Origin of the sequence: Accumulibacter sp. (assembly GCF_036625275.1) — a bacterium.
Taxonomy (GTDB): Bacteria; Pseudomonadota; Gammaproteobacteria; order Burkholderiales; family Rhodocyclaceae; genus Accumulibacter.
The window spans coordinates 99,902-121,203 of record NZ_JAZKUD010000003.1 but is presented as its reverse complement, the minus strand read 5'-3'; the positions used below and the strand labels follow the sequence as shown (position 1 = coordinate 121,203).

The window sequence follows — 21,302 nt, the reverse complement described above, 5'->3', positions numbered from 1 at the left end:
AGCGCGCTCCTTTCCGCACGCCCTCGCCTACGACCACCGCGCCACATCTCGACTCTACCTGCTGCATCGTTCGATCGGATGGTATTGGCTATGGTAGGGTGGGTAGAATGGAACGAACCACTAGATGCCGGAGAACTGTCCATTGCCGATGCGCACACGGTCGCCGCTGCGCCACAGCGGCACTTGCGATTCGTTGACGGTACGCATGCTGCCATCGTTGAGGCGAACGGTGACCTGGTACTGCGGACTGACGCGCCCCCTTCTCGTCATCTCGCGCACGTCGACGACGGTACCGCAGTCCCGGCAAACGCCAACAGCAGGTCGGCTGTGGTTGACGTAAAGCGTGTTCTCCGGATGCAGGTCGTTCGCTACTGGCCTGGTGTCACGGCTGGCGTGGTAGGAGCGGGAAGACGCAGTGGATCGCGCAGTAGATCGCGCAGTGGATTGCTGCCCCTGGTCGGCAACTGCCGGGGTCGGTCGAGTGGTGACACGCTTGCTTGCCTGGCTTGCAGGAGCTTCGCTGACGGTAGACACCGTGACTCTCGAACCGGCAGGGATGTTCAGCGTTGCGGACTTTTCCGCCGGCATGGCGATGACAGCCGGCATGGGCGCGCTTGCGGCTTGCGGTGCCATGGGGCTCGGCAGCCAGCCCAGCAGCGCCGCGACGCCGGTGAGACTGAGCACGGTGACCGAGGCTGCGGCAACGAGAATCATCGGGTGAGTGCTCGTGGACTGATTTTCCATACCTTCGATTTCCTGGAAATAAAAATCTCAGTGTAACGCTTTGCGGGGAATCTTGGAGGACGACTACTGCGCGACTTGCACAATCCGGGCTGGATAAAAAATTCACCCGTCGATACGCGGTGCGGCGTCGCTGTGCCAGCGCTTGCTGCGGCCGCGCAATAGGAAGCGGCCAGGATCGACGGCGCTGACCAGGTCGTCGGCGAGCGGCAGCGGCGCTCCAGTGATCAGGCAGGCCAGCAATTCGCCGGCGAGCGCCGACCAGACGATGCCGCGGGCGCCAAAACCGTTGATCAGGTAGAGTCCTGGCAGACGCGGCATGGCGGCGAGCGACAGCGACGGACGCGCCGGGTCGATCGCGGTGGCGTCGGCAAGCGCGCCGATCATCGGCAGACGATCCGGCGACAGCGGGCGGAAACCGACACGGCCGCCGAGTTGCTCCGGGTCGATGCCCTGGCTGTAGCCTGGCAGGATGAAATCGAGTTTGGCCAGGTTTTCGGCATGGTCGGCCTGACGCAGCGCGCTTTCCTGGTCGTCAACGCAGAAGGTCGCACCGGCGCAGCGCAGGCCGTTGATGGCCGGCGTCACGTAGCCGAGGCGGCAGACGACGATGGCCGGCGGCGCCGCCGTCGCGGCTGGCAGATGCGAAACCTGCCCACGTGCAGCGCGTAGCGGCAGATGCGCGGCGGTGGCAAAGCATCGGGCAGCCGCTGCGTTGGCCAGAATCAATACCGGTGCGGCGGCAATGAGCTGGCCAGCGGCGTCGCAAGCCTGCCAGAGATCCGCCTGCTGCCTGATTTCTGCAACCCGGCATCGATAGTGCGGCCGGATCGCCGTCGCGTGGCGAGCCAGGTTGGCCCAGCAAAGCGAAGCGGGGTCGACCCAGCCACCACCGGGGAACCACCAGCCGCCCTGGGCAACCGGCCAGCCCGCCAGCCGGCTGGCTTCGTCACGGTCGACGAAGCGCAACTCATCGGCTGCCGGCTGCTGGATTTCGACCACCCGCTGCTGCGTTGCAGCGTGTTTGTCGTCGCGCGCCAGATGCAGCACGCCGGTGCGACCCCAGCGCAGCGGCAGGCCGGCGGTGGTTAGCGCCTGGAAATGCGCACGGGCGTGGACGAAACCGGCAAGCGTCAGTCGTGCCAGGCGGTTGTCGTCGAGCGAGGGCAGCGGGCGCAGAACGCCGGCAAGATTACCCGAGGCGCCCTCACCCGGTGCAGCAGCGCGCTCGATCAAATCGATCGTCCAGCCGCGTGCCGCCAGGCGTTCGGCGGCGCTGCTGCCGGCCAGACCGGCACCGATGACGATCGCGTGCTGTGGCATGCGCCGGGAGTGCTGGTCGATGTGCGCGCTGACTTGCTGCAGTGGCCTACTCTGGCCGCATCTGCGGAAAGAGGATCACGTCCCGGATGTTTGCCGAGTTGGTCAGCAGCATCACCAGCCGGTCGATGCCAACGCCGCAGCCAGCGGTCGGCGGCAGGCCGTATTCAAGAGCGCGGATATAGTCGGCGTCGTAGTACATCGCCTCCTCGTCGCCAGCCTCCTTGGCTTGCGCCTGTTCGAGGAAGCGTGCCGCCTGGTCTTCGGGGTCGTTCAACTCGGAAAAACCATTGGCGATCTCGCGGCCGGCGATGAATAACTCGAAACGCTCGGCGACCTCGGGGTTGCTATCGCTACGGCGCGCCAGTGGGCTGACCTCGGCCGGGTAATCGATGATGAAGGTCGGATCCCAGAGATCGGCTTCGGTTGTCTCCTCGAAGAGCTTCAGTTGCAGCGCGCCCAGCCCGGATGCTGCCCCGACATCGACCTGCATCGCCGTCAGTTTGGCACGCAACCAGGCGGCGTCACCAAGTTGTGCAATACTGTAGCCGGGATGGAACTGGCGGATTGCTTCGATGATCGTCAGACGGGCAAAGGGCTTGGCGAAGTCGATGCTGCGGCCCTGATATTCGAACACTTCACTGGCCAGCACCGTGCGCGCGCTGTGGCGCAGCAGTCCTTCGGTGAAGTCCATCAACTGGCGGTACTCGGAGTACGCCTCGTAGAATTCCATCATCGTGAATTCGGGGTTGTGGCGAGGGCTGAGTCCTTCGTTGCGGAAATTGCGGTTGACTTCGAAAACCTTTTCGAGGCCGCCGACAACGAGGCGCTTGAGGTACAACTCCGGTGCGATGCGCAGGAACAGCGGCATGTCGAGTGCGTTATGGTGTGTCGCGAAGGGGCGCGCCGTTGCACCACCGGGGATGGGGTGCATCATCGGCGTTTCGACTTCGAGAAAACCGTGATCGATCATGAAGTTGCGGATCGACTGCAGGATGCGGCTGCGGACCACGAAGGTGAAGCGGGATGGCTCGTTGGTGATCAGGTCGACGTAGCGCATACGGTACTTCTGTTCCTGGTCGGTCAGGCCGTGGAACTTTTCCGGCAGCGGTCGGAGCGATTTCGAGAGCAGTCGGATCTCCGTGCACTGCACGGTCAGCTCACCCGTGCGGGTGCGAAATAGCGTGCCGACGGCACCAACGATGTCCCCCATGTCCCAGCGCTTGAACGCCGCATAGATTTCATCGCCAACCTGGTCACGGCTGACATAAGCCTGGATGCGGCCGGAGAGGTCCTGAATGGTGATGAACGAGGCCTTGCCCATCACCCGTTTGAGCATGATGCGCCCGGCGATCCGAACGGCGACCGGCACGGCCGCAAGTTCTTCGAGCGTCTTGCTGTCGTAGAGATCGTTGATCTTGCCGGCGGTATTTTCGCGCGCAAAGTCGTTCGGGAAGGCTCGGCCGCTCTGCCGCCACTCGTCGAGCTTGGCACGACGATCGGCGATGAGGTGGTTTTCGTCCGGCTGCGGTGAAGGGTCGGTGGGGGTTTCGGTCGGTGACATGATGGGGTCTCAATGAGTCCTTGAGCAGGTTGGGCATGCCGGCTCAGACGCCCTGTTTCAGGCTGGCTTCGATGAACTGGTCGAGGTCGCCATCAAGCACGCCCTGGGTATTGCCGACTTCGACGTTGGTCCGCAAGTCCTTGATTCGTGACTGGTCGAGCACGTAGGAACGGATCTGGTGACCCCAGCCGATGTCGGATTTGGCGTCTTCGAGCTTTTGCTGCTCGGCCTGGCGCTTGCGCATCTCGGCTTCGTAGATGCGCGACTTTAACATCGCCATGGCCTCGGCACGGTTGCGGTGCTGCGAGCGGTCATTCTGGCACTGCACGACGATGTTGGTCGGCAGATGCGTGATGCGCACCGCCGAGTCGGTCTTGTTGATGTGCTGACCACCGGCGCCGGAAGCGCGGTAAGTATCGATGCGCAGCTCGGTCGGGTTGATGTCGACTTCGAAGGAGTCGTCGATTTCGGGGTAGGCGGTCACCGAACAGAAACTGGTGTGGCGGCGTGCATTCGAGTCGAAGGGCGACTTGCGGACCAGTCGATGGATGCCGGTTTCCGAACGCAGCATGCCGTAAGCATAGTCGCCGGAGAGTTTGATGCTGGCCGTCTTGATGCCGGCGACTTCGCCTTCCGATTCCTCGAGCACTTCGACCGCGTAGCCCTTGCGTTCGCCGTAGCGGATGTACATGCGCAGCAGCATCGCCGCCCAGTCCTGCGCTTCGGTACCGCCGGCGCCGGCCTGGATGTCGACGAAGCAGTTGAGCGGATCAGCCGGATTGTTGAACATGCGCCGGAATTCGAGGCCGGAAACCTCCTTCTCGATGGCGTCGACATCGGCGATGACCGCGTTCAGCGTGTCGTCGTCATTCTCCTCGCGCGCCATCTCGAAGAGGTCACTGGCGTCGCGCAGGCCATCGCCGACGCGGTTCAGTGTCAGCACGACGTTTTCCAGCAAGCGTTTCTCGCGCCCGAGTTCCTGCGCGCGCTCGGCGTTGTCCCAGACCTTCGGATCTTCGAATTCGCGCGCAACGGCCTTTAACTGATCGGCTTTCTGATCGTAGTCAAAGATACCTCCGCAGTTCGGTGGCCCGCTGACCGAGGTCGGCGAGCCGGTTTTCGAGGAGATTGAGTTGTTCGGCTTCCATGATGGACCCTGCTTGCTTGATGGATGGACTGCGCATTATATACGTGCGACGGGTCGAACCGGGCAGGCAGGCGGGGATCGGGGCTTTGATTCGAACGGTTCGAACTGTACCGCCCGCGCAGGAACGTCGGACTCGACCTCCGTTCGATCCAGGCCGGCGTGAGGTATGGGTCTGGCGGGCTCCGGTGGACCCATCCACTGGCCAGCAATCAAGCACTTGTCCTAGCGGATTGGCGTTGGTGGGTGCAATCTCTCATGGATGGCATCGATCAAGGCTTGCAGCTGGTCATTCCAGGATACTGCGCTTGATGATGTCGTTGCTTGCGTGACCCCGTCGCTGTTGACAGGACTGGTGCCGGAACCGGGGTTGTGGGCATTCATACCAACGGCAGTCGAGCTGGCCCGGAGAGCAAGGTCGGTAACGCCACCGCCATAGAGATGACGGGCCTGTTCGGCCTGTTCACTGCTGCCATACCAGGCGGCGACACTGCCATTGAACATCACGTAGTGGCGAGGCGATTCTCCTGTGGCCGCTTGTGTTGCGAAGCGGGTCGGGTCGATCCCCTTGTTTTGTGTCACTTCGGCGTGTGCCACGAGCTGAAGGGACTGCGCCAGGGCAGCCGCCTCTTCGAGTCTCCTGATGGCGCCAGGACCTTTGGCCGCCACGTTGGCGTCCTGGGTCCAGTCGTAGGCGGTTCCCAATCCACCGGCAATCAGGTCATCGAAATCGATCCCATGGTCTGAACCGGTTCCTCTGTAAAGCTCATAGGGCTTGTAGCCGACGCCAGCGGCATCGAGTTGCGTGCCCAGCCCCTTGAGATCGTTCAGGCTGATTCCAAGCTGCTGCGTGTTGCGCAGGATACTTTCTGCGCAGAAGGCCGAGGTCGTCAATCGGCTCCCTTCCTGATCGAGGTACACCATTCGCAACGGGATACCGTCGGAATTCAGGTCGACCCCAAGACGTCCGGAAACGAAGCCGGCGGCCAGATTGCCGGTCAATTTCACCGCGTCAGCGAGAGAATCGGCAAAATTTGCCGCATTGCGTGGTTTGTTGGGTGTCGCGGCGGCCGTCGATGCCGATCTTGTCGCGGCTGCCGAAGAAGAAATTTCCATCGTGTGCCTCTCAAAGTAAGTGCTTGACTAAAGCAAATCTTGTGCCACCATGATGGTTCGAAATTCTTCATGCCACGGAAAAATGATTCTGATCGCTGTTTTCACTTCCTGACTTCGCCTTCATCGTCCGGTGCGAGTCAATCGTCAATCATGATGGGTTAATGTGCAAGTCGCGTATGCGACTCACGAACCCCCCTCCCCCTCGCGGGGGCGAAGGCGGGGTTTCGCGGAGCACTGCTCCGCGCCGCCGTAGCCGGCCCGCGATGTAGCGCGGGCCGTGGAACGAAGGCGGGGTTTCGCGGAGCGCTGCTCCGCGCCGCCGTAGCCGGCCTGCGATGCAGCGCGGGCCGTGGGAAGAGTTGGGGAAGAGGGAAACGGTCATGACTTTCATGATCGGGGGTGCCTGGAAAAGTCATGACCATTAGCCCGGAGCGTACACAAACCAATCGCCATGGCCACGGTTGCACGGTACGGCCGGTTGACCGAGAATCCCCGGAAGTCGCCTGCCGGCCTGCACGATGGATTTCCCGGCAGGCAAGGCGCCCGTGCCGACCCTTGCCCTGAAGAATTCGCTCCTGCCATGAGACCACTGTTCACCTCCATCCTGCTGGCATGGGCCAGCGTGGCCGCGGCCCTGCCGCTGGAAACCATCAGGCTGCCGCCGGGCTTTGCCATCGAACTCTGGGCGCGTGTCGACAATGCCCGCCAGATGGCGCTCGGCAGCGTCGATGCCAACGGCGGCATCCTCTATGTCGGCTCGATGCGCGCCGGCAAGGTGCATGCGGTGCGCTTCGATGCTGCCTATCGCGCTGGCATCGTGACGCGCATCGCCGAGGGCCTGCAATTGCCGACCGGCCTGGCCTGGAGGAAGGGCGCACTGTATGTCGCGGCGGTCAATCGCATCCTGCGCTACGACAATATCGACCGACGGCTCGACCAGCCGCCGGCGCCGGTGATCGTTACCGATTCCCTGCCGAAGGATACCCATCACGGCTGGAAGTTCATTGCCTTTGGGCCGGACGGAAAACTCTACGTTCCCGTCGGTGCGCCGTGCAACATTTGCGCGCCCGGCGATCCCTATGCCGTCATCCTGCGCATGAATGCCGACGGATCAAACCGTGAAGTCTTTGCCCGTGGCGTGCGCAATAGTGTCGGTTTCGACTGGAGTCCGGAGGACGGCGTCCTGTGGTTCACCGACAACGGCCGCGACTGGCTGGGCGACGACAGTCCGCCCGACGAACTCAATCGCGCCCCACGCCCGGTCATGCATTTTGGTTTTCCCTACTGTCACGGTGGCGAGCTGGCCGATCCGGAATTCGGCGCGCAACGCAGATGCAGCGAATTCGAGCCGCCAGCGCAAAAGCTCGGCCCCCACGTCGCCAGCCTCGGCATGCGCTTTTACACCGGCAGCATGTTTCCCGCCGAGTACAGCAAACAGATCTTCATTGCCGAACACGGCTCATGGAACCGTTCGAGCAAGATCGGTTATCGCATCAGTCTGGTGCGCGTACAGGCGGGCCGCGCCGTCGCCTACGAGACTTTCGCCAGTGGCTGGCTGCAGAATCAGTCGGCCTGGGGCCGCCCGGCCGACGTGCAAACCCTGCCCGACGGCTCCTTGCTGGTCGCTGACGATCATGCCGGTGCCATCTATCGCATCACCTGGCGCAAACCATGAAAGCGGCCGCCTCCGGCAAGCCCACTGCCGAGGTCAGACCGTCGATGCAACGGTCGCCTATGGATGGGATGCCAGTATGCCGGGACGCCGATTCAACACGCGCTGTTGATGGCGCGCCGGCGTGAACCATCGTTTATCATAGCGCTGTGAGGAGCGACTACGCCGGGATTCCGGGATTGTCCTCGTTGATGACCAACACTGAGGGGAGAGTTTCGCCATGAAGGGAAAGACATTGCTGGTATTGCGGCACGGTAAGTCGGACTGGAGCACCGGTCACGAGGATTTTCACCGCCCGCTGGTTGAACGAGGTCGTCTCGGCAGCCAGAAAATGGGGGCCTGGATCAAGCGCCAGAAACTGGTTCCGGACGCGGTGCTCAGTTCCACGGCCGAGCGCGCACGCGCCACGACGGCGGCGGCCTGCAAGGCGATGGGCCTACCGTTGAGCAAGGTACGCTGGGACGAGCGTCTCTATGCTGCGCCAGTTGAAGATCTGCTGGCGGCGCTGGCCGATTGCCCGAAGAGCGCCCACCGGGTGATGGTGGTCGGACACAATCCGGGGCTCGAAGAACTGATCGATTATCTGAACGAAGGCCAGATCGAGGTTCCGGACGATGGCAAGGTGCTGCCGACTTCGGCACTCGCCCAACTGGAAATGATCGAAGACTGGACCAAACTCGAGCCAGGCTGCGCCACTCTGGTCTCGGTCACTCGACCCGGACAGGTGCCGGATGATCTGGCCATCGACGACGAGCCGCAGGGTCCCGTTCCCGACTACTTCTTTACCCAGTCGGCAGTGCTTCCCTATCGTCGGATCGATGGCCAACTGGAAATCATGGTCATCGCCTCGCGCAAGGGCACGCGCTGGGTGATCCCCAAGGGCGTCAAGGAACCCGAGCTGTCCTTGCGTGATTCAGCCGGCAAGGAAGCCCTGGAGGAGGCCGGCGTGCGCGGTCGCCTTGACGAGGAGCCGATTGGTCATTACGACTACAAGAAATGGGGCGGTGTGTGCCATGTGGCGGTATTTCCGATGGAAGTCAGCGAAAGCGTTCCCGAAGACGAGTGGGAGGAGAGTCACCGCGAACGGCGCTGGCTGGAGGCCGGAAAAGCCAGGAGCATGGTCGACGAGCGGGCCTTGCGCAAGCTGATCGACAAACTGGCCAAACGGGTCGGCAAACGCTGAAACGAACGGTCATGACTTTTCCAGGCCCCTCCGATCATGAATGTCGGGATCGTCCGACCGCACTTGCGCAACCGACAAGTCTTCGGCAAGAGCGAGGCGCACGACGGCTTCGAAGTAACGCGCTCCGATCAGCAGGGCGGCTTCGTCGAAATCGAACTGCGGGCTGTGCAGCGGCACATTTGCTGCGTTCGGAGCCCGCGCTCCAAAGCGCACGAAGCAGCCGGGAACCTGGTTGAGGTAAAGCGAGAAGTCCTCTGCACCCATGCTCGGCAACTCGTAGGTCAACACCCGCTCTGCACCGACGATACGCGCTGCAGCACGACGGGCGAGTTCGGTTTCGCGCGACGAATTGATCACCGGCGGATACGGTTCCGACAGATCGAGTTCGATTCGGGTATGGTATGCCTCCCCCAAGGCGCGACACATTCGTTCCATCCCGGCAATCAATCGTAACCGGGTCCCGCTTTGCGTCGTACGGATCGTTCCTTCCAGCAGGGCTTCGTGTGCGATCACATTGCGGGCCGTGCCCGCTTGCAGCGTTCCGATGGTGACCACCGATGGATCGAGCGGGTTGGCTTCGCGCGACACGAGCGTCTGCAGCCCGCCAACCAGCGCGGCACTGGCGACCAATGCGTCGGTCGCCTCGTGCGGTCTGGCGCCGTGACCTCCGCGGCCGAACACACGGATCCGGAAGCTGTCGGCCTGGGCGCAAACCGGCCCCGGTACAGCCATGATCTGCCCAGTGGCGTAGAGATTGGTCAGGTGCCCCCCGAAGATCATGGCCACCCCGGCGAGCGCACCTGCATCGATCATCACCTGCGCGCCCAGCCCCCCTTCTTCGGCAGGCTGGAAGATCAGCACCACCTCGCCCTGCGGGGGCAAATCCTGCAACAGCGCCGCGGCGCCCAACACCATGGCCATGTGTCCGTCATGCCCACAGGCGTGCATCTTTCCCCTGTGGCGAGACGCAAACGGCAGGCCGGTCTGCTCGGCAATCGGCAACGCATCGAGTTCAGCGCGGAGCGCGACCCGTGCTCCATCTGCTCGCACTCCACGCAGTCGGGCGACGATGCCGCCACCCACCCCGCCATACTCGTACGGTATTCCCAGGCGCTGGAGTTCGGTGATCACAAAGCGGGCGGTCTTCCGTTCTTCATAGCCAATTTCCGGGCACTGGTGCAGCGAGCGACGCCAGCGCACCAACTGCCGCATGATGCGTTTGCTGTCCATCATGCGACATCGGTTGCGAGATCATTGAACCCCAACACGATTGCAGAAACCGATCTTCTGATACGGTTACGATTAGCCATGTCATCCTCCTGTCGAGATCCGTCCAAGCTTGGGCAATTCATATCCTACCCCGCTCTGTCGCGCATTGCCGCGCGAATTTGTGTTCGCTGACGCGACTTTCACATTCAGGACGGGATCAGGAGAGATCGGCAACGCGGGGCGGCCATGCCAGGCTGAAGGCATTGGCACCGAGGGTGAGATTCGGTGAATAAGCCGGGTCGGCGGCCAGTTCGTCTGCCCATCGGTGCTGCATGAATGCCACTTCCGAGGCCAGGCGTGCCTGTTGTTCGGGCGTTGTTTCCTGGCCACGGCGGGCCAACTCGTGATGGATCATTTCTGCATAAGGCGTCCAAACGTTCCGATAACCCGCCTGCCGAAGCCTCAGACAGAAGTCGACGTCATTGAACGCCAGCGCGAGCCTCTCGTCGAATCCGCCCACTTCCTCGAAAACGGATTTCCGTACGACCATACAGGCTGCGGCAACCGCACTCAGCGACTGATGCAAGGCCGCTCTGCCGAAATAACCGACATTTCCCCGCTCGAAGTTCAGAAAGGAATGGCCGGCCACGCCGCCCAGACCCAGGATGAACCCACCATCCTGCAACCGTTGATCGGCAGACCACAAGCGCGTACCGACAGCGCCAACACCATCCTGCACGGCGAAGGCAACCATCTCTTCCAGCCACTCCGGTGTGATGATTTCGATGCCGCTGTTCAGCAGGCACAGTACCTTGCCCCGCGCCTGCGCTGCCGCCCGGTTGTTGGAGCGTGAGAAGTTGAGTTCCCCGCCGTCCTGCAGCACCCGGAGGTCACTCTGGCTGAAGCGATCGAGCCATGGCAAGGGGTCCGCGTCTTCGCTGCCATGGTCAATGACAATGATTTCGTAAGGTGCGTAAGTAGTGAGCGCGCGGATCGAGTCGATGCACAGACGCAAAAGATTTGCCCGATCCTGCGTAGGGATCAGGATGCTGACCAGCGGGGCAGGTTCAGGCACCGGGAAGCGGACTCTGGTATGCAGGGGAATCTCTGGTGCGGGCATGACTTCGGCCGCAATTCCTCGTCGCTGCAAATGCTCGGTGAGCGCCCGCTGGGCCGCTGTCAGGGCATAGGGTTTCTCGCCAATGGAGCTTGCCGTGCTCCCCGCAACGATCCGCCAGTGGTAGAGCACCCGAGGAATATGGACAATCTGCTCCGGCCGCAGGCGCTCCATGACGCGCAAGGCCAGATCATAATCCTGGGAGCCTTCAAATCCCTCGCGGAAACCTCCGATCTCTTCGAGCAGAGAGCGCCGGTAACACCCCAGGTGAGAAAGCATGTTCTGCGCCAGAAACAGCTCATAATTGAAATCACTTTTGAAATACGGGCCGCAGCGTTGGCCATCGGATGAAAGCTTGTCTTCGTCCGTGTAGATCAAACCCGCTTCGGGGTGCTCGATAGAGCACTGGGCGACAAACCACAAGGCCAGCGGATGCAAGAGATCGTCGTGGTCCAGAAGGGCGACGAAATCACCACTCGCCAGGGCCAGCGCCGAGTTGCTGGCGGCGGAGATGTGGCCGTTGACCGTGCGAAAAACCACCTGGATACGAGAGTCGGTCGCAGCGTGACGTCCGAGCAGCGCCTTGACCGCCGGTGAATCCGAAGCATCGTCGGCGACGCACAGTTGCCAATGCGGATAAACCTGGCCCAGGACGCTGTTGATGGCCGCTTCGAGCAGCCCCGGATCAGAGTTGTAGGTGGGCATCACCACCGAAATGATCGGTGGCCGGTGCCAGGAATCAGCGATCTGCCGAAGCCGCGGATAGCACTCGAAAGCGGGTTCGAAGCGGCTGATCCAGGTGCTGTAGTCGCCGTCGGCCCTGATTTTTCCGTCAAGTTGTTGCTGCAGTCCCGGCCAGTCGCGTGTCTTCGCTGCTGCGCGCTTGAGGAATCGCCAGGCCCGCACCGGATTGCGCACAGCCTGGTTCAGCAACGGCAGGTAGGCGATCGCCTTGCTGACCCCGCGCAGCGGCCTGGTGACGCGCCAACTGCTGCTCCGCCAGATCGCCTCGATATGTTTTTGCCTTTCGTCGAGCACTTGGTCTTGTCTTCGGAGTTGCAGTTGCAGCGCCGAAATACGCTCTTCGAGCTGGATGATGACGCGTTGCTGCTCGGTGATGCGCACTTGTTGCCCACTCATGTGCTCTTGCTGTGCGGTGATGCGCTCTTGCTGCGCGCTAATGCGCGCTTGCAATTCAGGGTAGTTCCACACCTGGGCCATGATTCCCGCAATCTGCCCTTCGCTCCACAGGTGTCGCCACTTTTCATAGATACGGGCATAGGCGGGGCCGACAGAGGGCACCATCGCATGCACCCCTGAACTGGCATGTATGCGATAACAGGCGGAAACGCCGGGGACATGGACGAAGCGGGAGTGGCAGGCAATCTGGAGCCAGAAATCCCAGTCCTCGAACAGATCCAGGTTCTCGTCGAAACGGCAACCCAGATCGATGACTTGGCGCCTGAAAAGTACCGCATGCAATGGCATCAAGTTGCCCGCCAGCAAGCGCAGTTCGTCGAACGGCAGATCAATGGGGCCCCCCTTGGGTTGCCCATCCTCATCGATCGGCTGGACGCCGGTATAGGCTGCCAGCAAATCGGGCGCCTCCGTCAGCGCCGCCGCCAGCTTCTCCAGATGGTCGGGCAGGAGCCAGTCGTCATCGTCCAGGAAGAGCAGGTAAGCGCCGTTTGCCGCATCGAGCGCTGCGTTGGCGGCGCGACAGCGATGCCGGGGGCGGTCGCCTGGAATCAGATGCAGCGGATGTGGGCCATAGGCTGCTGGCATGTCCGGATGGTCGGGAACGGCCGCCACGACCAGAATCTCGATCCGGGAGTAACTTTGCTGGACAAGCGACGCCAACGCTTGCTGCAGCAGAGGGATCCGGTTGATGCTGCGTATCAGGATGGAAACCAGAGGGGGAAAGCATTCTGTTTCGAGCAGGGGAGTCATGTGCGACATACTGAGGTGACAGGCGCGAAGGCCCGTATCGGTGCATTTTAACCAGTCGTGCCCATTTCGAGCGGATTAATCGCAGCAAGAGGCGCGTTTCAAAGCGTGGCGCGAAGCGCATGAAGAAGCGCACGCCGCCCTCGCCATCGCTCTGGTGGAGGCAGTACAATCGGCCATTTGAAGGGATTCGGAAAGACGGCTGAAATGCAGAAGATGCCCATGATTGATCGGTCACTGGCCTTCGTGGTGTGCGCATCCGATGCGGAGCAGTTGCAGCGGCGTTTGCTGGTGTCCGAGTGCTTGCAGTCGCGGCGTTACCGGTTGGCGGTTTATTTCGACAGCCCTTCCGCTGCCAGAGCGTTCAACGAAGAGATGGACCACAGTACCGGTGAAGACTGGCTGGTCTGGGTGCATCAGGATGTCTTCCTGCCAGATGGCTGGGATCGTCAATTCCTGACAGCCCTTGCCCAGGCCGATTCGGTGATACCCAGGCTGGCCGTGGTAGGAGTCTATGGGATCGACCTGCAGGGCCGACGGGCCGGACATGTCCTCGACCGGGGCAGGCTGCTCAGGGAACCGCAACCATTGCCGTGCGAAGCATCGAGCCTGGACGAAGTCCTCGTGGCGGTACGGACGAGTAGTCGGTTAGTCCTCGATCCGGAACTGCGGTACCATTTTTATGCCACAGACTTGGTACTCGCTGCCCGGCAACGGGGCTGGGCAGCGGCTGTCGTCGATTCCTGTTGCGAACACTGGTCGGACACCCCGACCAGCGGATCGGTAGCAAGGACATTCGCCGAGGCGCTCATCGCCGACGCCCGTGTCTTCGAAACGAAGTGGCTTGAACATCTGCCGCTGGCCACCCCCTGTTTCAACATCCGCCAACCTGGCGATGTGGAGCGTTTTGTGCAGGCGCATTTTCCCGTGACAACGGATGCGACACAAGCCGCTCCCCCCCGCCCGAACGAAGCCGGAGTATTTCCTTCACAAGCGGATCGCAAGCCATTCATCAGGAGTAGGCCATTGTTCGAGGTCTTGCTGTTTGATGGCGGCACCCTGCGCCTGTCCGAGGAGTTCGCTCTGGGTCAGCGGGAACTACGGCGGCGGATTCGTGCTGATCGCTGGTGGCATGCAGGTCCCAGCCACCGACCGATCTTGCCGGCTCATTTCCTGCAGTTCTGCCAGGCCGATCGGGTTCTGGTCATTCTCGACCCGGCCGTGCTCGTTGCCGACAATCTGATCGATGAACTGCTTGACCTGACCCCTGGCGGCCAGGTCGCCTGTGCTCTGCCTGCCGATCCGAGAACCACCGGAACCGTGACTGTCGACTATGCCAGCCGCCCCGGTTTCGACCGCCATGTCGCCCGACGCGCACGGCTTCCGGCTGCAGCACCCTATGCCGGTCAGTCCCCGTGGCTGTACATGATGACCCTTGAAGCCCTGCGTCAGGTCGTCGCCGATGACTCAGTCATCAACTGGGAACGCATCCCGGAAAGCCTGGGTTCCCGTACCCTGCTGGCACAGCGCACGTTCATTCATTCCTGGTCCAACTACCAGCAGAACACGCGCGCGGAAATGCTCGACTTGCTGCCTGCCAGAACGAGTTCGCTGCTGGATGTGGGAGGGGGCGAAGGCGGATTCGCGGCGGCATTCGTCGAACGCTTCGGCGGACAGGCCACCGTGGCCGAGTTGAACCCGGCGGCAGGAGAACGGGCGAAGGCGCGAGGACTGACCGTCCATTGCGGCCCCTTCGAGCAACTACCGCACATCACTTCCTTCGACTGCATCGCATTCCTGGACGTCCTGGAACATCTCGCCGACCCCCTGGCAGCGCTTCGCAAGGCGCACAGTCTGCTCAAGCCGGGGGGACATGTCTTGCTGGCCGTTCCCAACGTCGGTCACTGGTCCGTCGTTCAGGACCTGCTGCAGGGAGAATTCGACTATCAGCCGGTAGGTATTCTGTGCGTCGGACATCTGCGTTTCTTCACGCGCAGAGGCCTCGAGAAACTGATCGAAGATGCGGGCTTTCAGGTCGCCCGGTGGCGGGATTGTCCTTCTCCGCTACCCGGAAATTTCCAGGCTTTTCTTGACCAGGCCGCCGCTTTCCAGCAAACCGTTGATTTTCAGAGCCTCGCCACTGACAGCTTCCATGCCCTCATCAAGGCACGTTGATGTCATCATCGTCAACTACCGGGCGTCGGCGGACACCCTGGTAGCCGTACAATCGCTCATGCCGTGGCGCTTCGGAACGCTCTGGCTGGTGGACAACAGCGAGGATCCGGCGGAAGCCGAGATGCTGGCGCGCCGCACCAGCCAGCTACCCTGGATCAGGCGCCTGGTGCCGGCAACCAACCTTGGATTTGGCAGGGGATGCAACCTCGCCTTCGGCGAATCGGACGCACCCTACTGCCTGCTGCTGAACCCGGATGCCCGACTCTCGGCGGCCGATCTGGAAACCCTTGTCGAAGCCCTCGAGGCCGATTCCCGGTTGGCTGCCGTTTCTCCGAGGACTTTCTGGGATCACAACCAGCGTTTTCTGCTGCCCCCAGCCTTCCCCCAATCCCCTCTCGCGGAAATATCCCTGGTGCTGGCCAGCCGGTATCCCCGACTTGGCCGCATGGCCTCCCGTCTCTACCTTGCACGCATGCAGCGGCAGATGGCCAGCCCGCGGCCGGTGGAAACCCCTTTTCTAGCCGGTGCATTGCTTCTGCTACGGCGGGAAGCAGTACTGACCGCCGGGGGCTTGTTCGACCCGGATTATTTCATGTTCTACGAGGACGCTGACCTTGCCTGGCGTCTGCGACAGGCCGGCTACCGGCTGTCGGTGGTCCCTGCCGCCACGGCGGTACACGAATATCGCCACAAGCCATTGAAGGGTTCGCTGATGGCGCAAACCCGGACGATTTATTTTGGCAAATGCTACCCTCTATTCCACCGCTGGACGCGTCAACTAAAACTGCTGGAGCGACTCCGCCAACCGCTTCGTTGGGAAGCATGGGGCGATTGCCTGAAGACCCCGATCAGCAGCGTAGCCGAACTCGATGCATCCCTCGATGGTGCGCGCATCGTCGCCTGGAGCCCCTCGCCCATGATGATGCCCGCCGCTTTCCGCCCGCTATCGGCCAGCGCCGTGTCGTTCTCGCCGGCGGACTGGCAGTTGCTTGAACCCGGCCACTATATGCTGGCCGTCGAGCATCCTGCCTTGCCGGGAAGACTGCGCTACCTCAGCTTCGAACGGATAACAGGGAGCGGCTGAGCTGCCGACCGAAATTCCTCAAGGGACGTTCCAGCCCATAGTGAGCCAGCATCGCCAGTCCGAGGGTGAAAACCAGGGCTGCCAGTGCCAACCAGGCACCCTCCAGACCTGGCCAGAGCCGGCGCAACAGGGCCGGCATCATGTTGTGAAAGAGATAGATGCCGTAGCTCAGGGAGCCGGCCACGAGCAGGAGAGGCGTGGCCGGCCCCCAGGCTTGCGCCAGCAACTTCGACAGGGCCACCAGCACCATCGCATAGCCCAGCGCAGCGGCCAGCCCGATATTGCCGCCGATCCACGCCGGTACCACCCCGCCCACCCCGACATCGACCACGAAAGCCTTGAAAACCTCGGCCACCAGCCAGAGATGGCCGATCCCGGCAAGCAGCAGCCACCACTGCACACTGACCGACAGGCGGCGCCGGACAACGGCGTAGGCCACCCCACCCAGCAGAAATTCCGGCAGCAGGCCAGGTAGGTGAACGCTGGCGAGCTGGGGCCAGGAGGTAAAGTCAGCGCTGCCCGGAAAAAGAGCCAGTGCCATGTGGATCAAGAGCGACCCCCCCAGCATTGCGGCAAACCATCCATTTCTGCTCAAGGTGGCCAGCAATGGCAAAAACAGATAGAACTCCACCTCCGGTGGCAAGCTCCAGAACGCCGGGTTGTAGTAGAAGGCTGTCTCCTTCGAAACGAGTGTGTGGAGCATCAACAGGTGCTCGGGGAAGTGCTTCCAGGCCTGGGCTGGTGGTTCATGCAGCAGGACGTATCCGATCAGGGCGGCCACATAAAGGGGATACAGCCGGAAGAATCGACGCACCAAGTGAGGCAGGACCGGCAAGGGTTTGCCCAGCAGGTAAGGGCCGAAGACAAAACCGCTGAGGACGAAGAACAGATCCACGCCCGTGGTGGCGAAGCGAAACAACCATGTTTGTGCTGCGAACAGGTGTGCGTAGTGGGCGGCCAGGACCATCAGGGCCGCCAGCCCGCGAGCGCCTTCGATGATCGCGTCCTCGCGCGCATTGACCAAGCCGGTCGGTGCGCCGTCCCTGCCTATTTCCGGCGCCATTCCTGCCAACCGGCGGACAGGCAGCGCAGCAGACGAGTCATCCTCCAGCTATGGCTGGCGAGCATTTCTGCCCGCTGTCGTTGCTGCTCCTGGACCTGCCATCGCATTTCCGCGATCTGCGCGTCCCGGTCGTGGAGATCAGCGCTCAGCCTCTCGACGGCACGCCGACACTCGGCCAACTCGTGCTCCCGCGCGATGCTGCTCTGGCGTTGCTCTGCCATGGCCTCGTGCAATTCGGCCTCATGGCGGCGTAATACCGCCAGTTGCGGAGGGTCGCATGCTCGTTGCAGTAGCGCCGCGAGTTGTACCGGCGACCAGCGCGTCCGCCAGCGTTCGTACATCGCTTGCAGGGACGTTGGTTCCGGGGCTTCCTGCGCATTATCCGGAACTTCCGGACAGGGAGCGGCGCACGCCACCCGAAGAAAGTCAGTGACAAGACTCAACTGCAACAGAAAATCCCAATCGTGTTGGCCGTCAAGTGACTCGTCGAAACGACAGCCATCGTTCTCTTTGTTTACCAAGCGAAGATCGAACAGTACGGCCCGCAGAGGGATGTCGGGACGGCACAGCAGGCGGATCAGGTCGCAGTCGACGCTCCCGCTTGCCTGGCCGTGGTCGACCTTTCGTTGTCGGTCGCCGGCATAAGCGGCGCGGCAGGACGATTGCTTGCGTAGCGCGAACACCAGACTGGCGACGTAGTCCGGCGGGATCGACTCGCCTTCGTCGAGAACCAGGCCGTATGCACCGCGAGCTTCGTCGAATCCGGCATTGGCCGCAGCGGCTACCGTCCGGTGCTGGTTCGTCGCGATCTGGCGCAGCATGTGGCGACCACAGTGGCCGGGCAGCGCCGGGAGACCCTGGACCCTATCCACGATCAGCGCCTCAATGTTCGGATAGGTCTGTAAAGCCAGGCTGTCGAGGCTCAGCCGCAGGCCCGATCCGGAGAGGTGACGGACGACTACCGAAACGAGGGGTACGTCCTGGCTGGAGCAGGGAAATCCCAGTCGCGTCTGGAAGACGTATTCCGGTTCGACCAGATCGAGTAGCGCATTCTCGCGCAGGGCAGGTGCTGAAACGAGGGTGTAGGCCTCGGCCGACGCCACCTCTACCGGCAAGGTATAGGTACGGAAGCGATTCAGCCCCAGGATGTGCTCATCGTAGCGCTGCTGTCGCAGTTGAGAGACGAAACACGCCATTGCCTGCCGCTTGCGATCCAGGAATGGGGTGATGTCGAGCAACAGATTGGGACGCAGGGGGACACCCACTTCATACTGGGCGAGACGAAGCCTTCCACCCACCCGGCGTACGGCCTCGACAGCGGCCATGGCCAGTTGCCGATGATCCGGGTGGATTTCCCGAAGCGAGGGTGCATAGACCAGATCAGCTGCACTGGCGGTGATGGCCGCAACCAGACGCGTGACGAGAGGCTCGCCATACTCGAGGCCGCGATCCGGGAAATTCCAGCATTCCGGCTCACCGTAGCCCAACAGTTGGCCAGCCATGCAACTTTCGCCCAAGCGCGTGTCCGGGTCACCGAACAGCGCGCCGTCGGTGAGAATGATGACGTGCACGGGAACTCCCGCAGCGGCATGGGCGGCAAGCGCCCCTCCACAGCCGAATACCTCGTCGTCCGGGTGAGGTGCGAGCACCAGCACCCCGGCCGCAGTGATCAATGGCTGCGCCTGGTAAGGGAGTATGTCGCTTTCGGTTACCCTCACGTCTTCACAGAAAATCGGTGTCTCCCCCCATCCACCACCATTTCCGCCGGCCGGCATCCTCTTCAAGCAGCGTTGAAACACCAGGAATCCCCACCCAGGCGACCGTCGATTCCTCCGAGGGGGAGACTTTCAGGAATTCGCAGATCTCTGAGGAAGCCCATAACGTCATCACTCGGGCGCCGGCGGCTGCCGCCTGGATTTGTGCGATGCGTGCAGCCAGGCCGATTTCTTCCGGAGGTCCGATCCAGTCCAGCCAGTGGGCCGTTTCGCCCTGGAGACGCAGGACGAGAATACCGGATGTTCGCCGCGACCAGCTGCGGCGAATCCTGAACAGGCGGTAGGCATATCCGGGCCGCGCCAGGAAACGGTGCTGCAGGTAGGGGACATCCCGGCAACCGGCGCTCAGACCAGTCAGCCCTTCCTGCATGGCCTGCCAGGCCTCGGTCGCTGCCCGCTCGAATGACGCCGGTTCGAGTGGCTCGCAGCGCCATCCCCAAGGGGAATTGCCCGCCAGATCCGACCACTGAATGGACTGCAAAGTCCCCTCATTCCAGGCCAGACGCAGGGCGATGGCCAGCCGCACATGGCGCTTGCTGGCAAAACCGAAGCCGACCTGGAAAGGCCGACCGGCTCCGATACGCGACTCGTAAAAATGCCTGGAAACCTGGAAGAAGGGTCCACGGCGGGTCAGCAGGCCGCGGACTTCGGGCGCAACCATGACGTCGCCAAGCTGTATCGCGGCCACTGCCTGCCCTGCATGCAGCAGGGTACGCGGTGTTCCTCCGCAGAGTGCCAGCAAGCGGCCACGCTCGTCCCAGAGGCCGGTCGCCTGCGCCCCACCATCGCCGTATTTCCACCGGAACCAGGCGGCAGTGGCGTTTGCACCGAACACCCGGTTATGCAGGGCCAATACCTCGGATTGATCTTCGGGAACGATATCCCGGCGATTGAACGACCATTCGCCAATGCGCATGCTATCGCCGCCTGCCCGGGTCATGCCGAAAGCCATTCGTGCTTCAAGGTGACGACGCCCTGCTCAACACCGTGCTGCGTCATTTCGAGACGGATACTCTGATCTGCCAGATCATAGATGTGTAATCCCCTTTCACAGAGCAAATAGGAAGTAATTGAATAACGTCCTTTGAGCAGCGGCAAGGCCGGAAAAATCACCACGCAGCGACCATGTCCCTGCGCATCCATCGACAGCGTCACCCCGTCGTTGTGTGAACTGGCACTGGCGACGACCCGGTGCGCCGAATCACCAAAAACGACCGCCACGCTGGGAGGAGAGAGGCCTGGGTCAATGGCAAACTCGATGGTCACGGAGAGGTCGCTGAGACCGGATACGGCGCTGATCCGGGAACCGCATACGTCGCCCACACCGGCGGTCGCCCGGATAATGCGCCCACCACTGGTCAGCGTCGGGAGCCGGATGCGTCCTGGCTCTTCGCCAATGGTGGCGCTTTCGAGGCTGGCTGCGTAGGCCGAGGTCACTGCTGCCGCAGGGCCTGCCATGCGCAACTGGCCGTGCTCGACCCACAGAGCCCGGTTGCACAGTACCTCTACCGAGTAGATGGAGTGGGAGCAGAACAGAATGGTCTTGCCCGCCTCCTTCATGCCCATGATGCGGTCGAAGGATTTGCGTGCGAAAGCGCCATCCCCCACGGAGAGCGCCTCATCTATCACCAGGATGTCCGGGTCCACGCTGGTCGCCACCGCGAAAGCCAGTCGAACGAACATCCCGCTGGAATAGGTCCTGACCGGTTGGTCTATGAAATCACCGATGTCCGCAAAGGACAGGATGTCGTCCATGCGTGCATCGATTTCGCCGCGGCCCAGTCCGAGGATGGCAGCGTTCAAGTAGACGTTCTCCCTGCCCGAGAAATCGGGATTGAAACCGGAACCCAGTTCCAACAGCGCTGCGATCCGCCCTCGCACCATCAACTGACCCTCTGTCGGCTCCAGGGTGCCACAGATCAATTGTAACAACGTGGATTTCCCGGCACCGTTGCGCCCTACCAGACCAACCACCTCTCCCGTTCGGATCTCGAGATCGACCCCCCGTAAGGCCCAGAATTCCCGCTGGTAGGAACGAAAACGTCCGAACAGCAATTGCTTCAGACGGTCAGCAGGGTGCTCGAACATGGCGTAGCACTTGCCAAGACCTTGTGCCTGGATGATGAATTCAGAGGACGACAGCAAACTCATGTTGCGCCGCCCGGAAAAACGGTGCCTCCAGCAGTGCCACT

The 21,302-nt window shown here is 62.2% G+C and carries 15 protein-coding genes; 4 read left to right on the top strand and 11 right to left on the bottom strand.

The genetic code is table 11. The annotated features are described in order from the left end of the window. Positions 1 to 120: 120 nt before the first annotated feature. From V5B39_RS02920 to V5B39_RS02900, 5 genes are all read right to left on the bottom strand, one after another. Entirely contained in the window at positions 121 to 744 is a 624-nt protein-coding gene (locus tag V5B39_RS02920) for a hypothetical protein (RefSeq protein WP_332341322.1), read from the bottom strand. Positions 745 to 846: 102 nt separating this feature from the next. Beyond that, entirely contained in the window at positions 847 to 2,064 is a 1,218-nt protein-coding gene (gene mnmC / locus V5B39_RS02915) for an FAD-dependent 5-carboxymethylaminomethyl-2-thiouridine(34) oxidoreductase MnmC (protein WP_332341320.1), read from the bottom strand. Between the two features lie 46 nt (positions 2,065 to 2,110). After that, entirely contained in the window at positions 2,111 to 3,625 is a 1,515-nt protein-coding gene (gene lysS / locus V5B39_RS02910; RefSeq protein ID WP_332341318.1) for a lysine--tRNA ligase, read from the bottom strand. Positions 3,626 to 3,668: 43 nt separating this feature from the next. Continuing rightward, positions 3,669 to 4,773 (bottom strand): peptide chain release factor 2 gene (gene prfB / locus V5B39_RS02905; RefSeq protein WP_332341316.1). Its coding sequence is split into 2 segments (ribosomal slippage): positions 3,669 to 4,691 and positions 4,693 to 4,773, totalling 1,104 coding nucleotides; the frame shifts between segments, so codons are not numbered across the junction. A gap of 221 nt (positions 4,774 to 4,994) precedes the next feature. Next, positions 4,995 to 5,885 (bottom strand): hypothetical protein, encoded by an 891-nt coding sequence (locus V5B39_RS02900; RefSeq protein WP_332341314.1) that lies wholly within the window; start codon positions 5,883 to 5,885, stop codon positions 4,995 to 4,997. A 580-nt stretch (positions 5,886 to 6,465) separates the two neighbouring features. Between V5B39_RS02900 and V5B39_RS02895 the strand changes: the two genes are divergently transcribed. Then, positions 6,466 to 7,560, top strand: coding sequence for a PQQ-dependent sugar dehydrogenase (locus tag V5B39_RS02895; RefSeq protein ID WP_332341312.1), 1,095 nt, complete (start codon positions 6,466 to 6,468; stop codon positions 7,558 to 7,560). A 217-nt stretch (positions 7,561 to 7,777) separates the two neighbouring features. Then, on the top strand, positions 7,778 to 8,740 hold the full coding sequence (locus tag V5B39_RS02890; protein ID WP_332341310.1) for a histidine phosphatase family protein: 963 nt from the start codon (positions 7,778 to 7,780) through the stop codon (positions 8,738 to 8,740). A gap of 9 nt (positions 8,741 to 8,749) precedes the next feature. Here V5B39_RS02890 and V5B39_RS02885 read toward each other — a convergent pair whose 3' ends face one another. Beyond that, a complete protein-coding gene (locus V5B39_RS02885) occupies positions 8,750 to 9,973 on the bottom strand; it encodes a M20 metallopeptidase family protein (protein WP_332341308.1) in 1,224 nt (407 codons plus the stop codon). A gap of 193 nt (positions 9,974 to 10,166) precedes the next feature. After that, complete coding sequence (locus V5B39_RS02880; protein WP_332341306.1) at positions 10,167 to 13,016, bottom strand: glycosyltransferase; 2,850 nt, start codon at positions 13,014 to 13,016, stop codon at positions 10,167 to 10,169. 219 nt (positions 13,017 to 13,235) lie between these two features. On the opposite strand from V5B39_RS02880, the gene V5B39_RS02875 reads away from it, so the two are divergent. Then, on the top strand, positions 13,236 to 15,188 hold the full coding sequence (locus V5B39_RS02875) for a methyltransferase domain-containing protein (protein WP_332341304.1): 1,953 nt from the start codon (positions 13,236 to 13,238) through the stop codon (positions 15,186 to 15,188). Continuing rightward, positions 15,166 to 16,272 carry a glycosyltransferase family 2 protein gene (locus V5B39_RS02870; protein ID WP_332341302.1) on the top strand — a complete coding sequence of 369 codons (1,107 nt, stop codon included), beginning with the start codon at positions 15,166 to 15,168 and terminating at the stop codon, positions 16,270 to 16,272. The genes V5B39_RS02875 and V5B39_RS02870 overlap by 23 nt, the downstream gene beginning before the upstream one ends. Here the strand turns inward: V5B39_RS02870 and V5B39_RS02865 are convergent. The 4 genes from V5B39_RS02865 to V5B39_RS02850 are packed head-to-tail and all read right to left on the bottom strand — an operon-like array spanning position 16,241 to position 21,261. Further along, positions 16,241 to 17,335: an acyltransferase family protein gene (locus tag V5B39_RS02865; RefSeq protein WP_332341301.1), complete on the bottom strand. Its 1,095-nt coding sequence runs from the start codon at positions 17,333 to 17,335 to the stop codon at positions 16,241 to 16,243. The two genes, V5B39_RS02870 and V5B39_RS02865, sit on opposite strands and share 32 nt — an antisense overlap. Next, entirely contained in the window at positions 17,320 to 19,053 is a 1,734-nt protein-coding gene (locus V5B39_RS02860; protein ID WP_332341300.1) for a PIG-L family deacetylase, read from the bottom strand. Before V5B39_RS02860 ends, V5B39_RS02865 begins: the two co-directional genes overlap by 16 nt. A 4-nt stretch (positions 19,054 to 19,057) precedes the next feature. Next, complete coding sequence (locus V5B39_RS02855) at positions 19,058 to 20,026, bottom strand: GNAT family N-acetyltransferase (RefSeq protein WP_332341299.1); 969 nt, start codon at positions 20,024 to 20,026, stop codon at positions 19,058 to 19,060. Between the two features lie 20 nt (positions 20,027 to 20,046). Beyond that, positions 20,047 to 21,261, bottom strand: coding sequence for an ABC transporter ATP-binding protein (locus V5B39_RS02850; protein WP_332341298.1), 1,215 nt, complete (start codon positions 21,259 to 21,261; stop codon positions 20,047 to 20,049). Positions 21,262 to 21,302 lie beyond the last annotated feature (41 nt).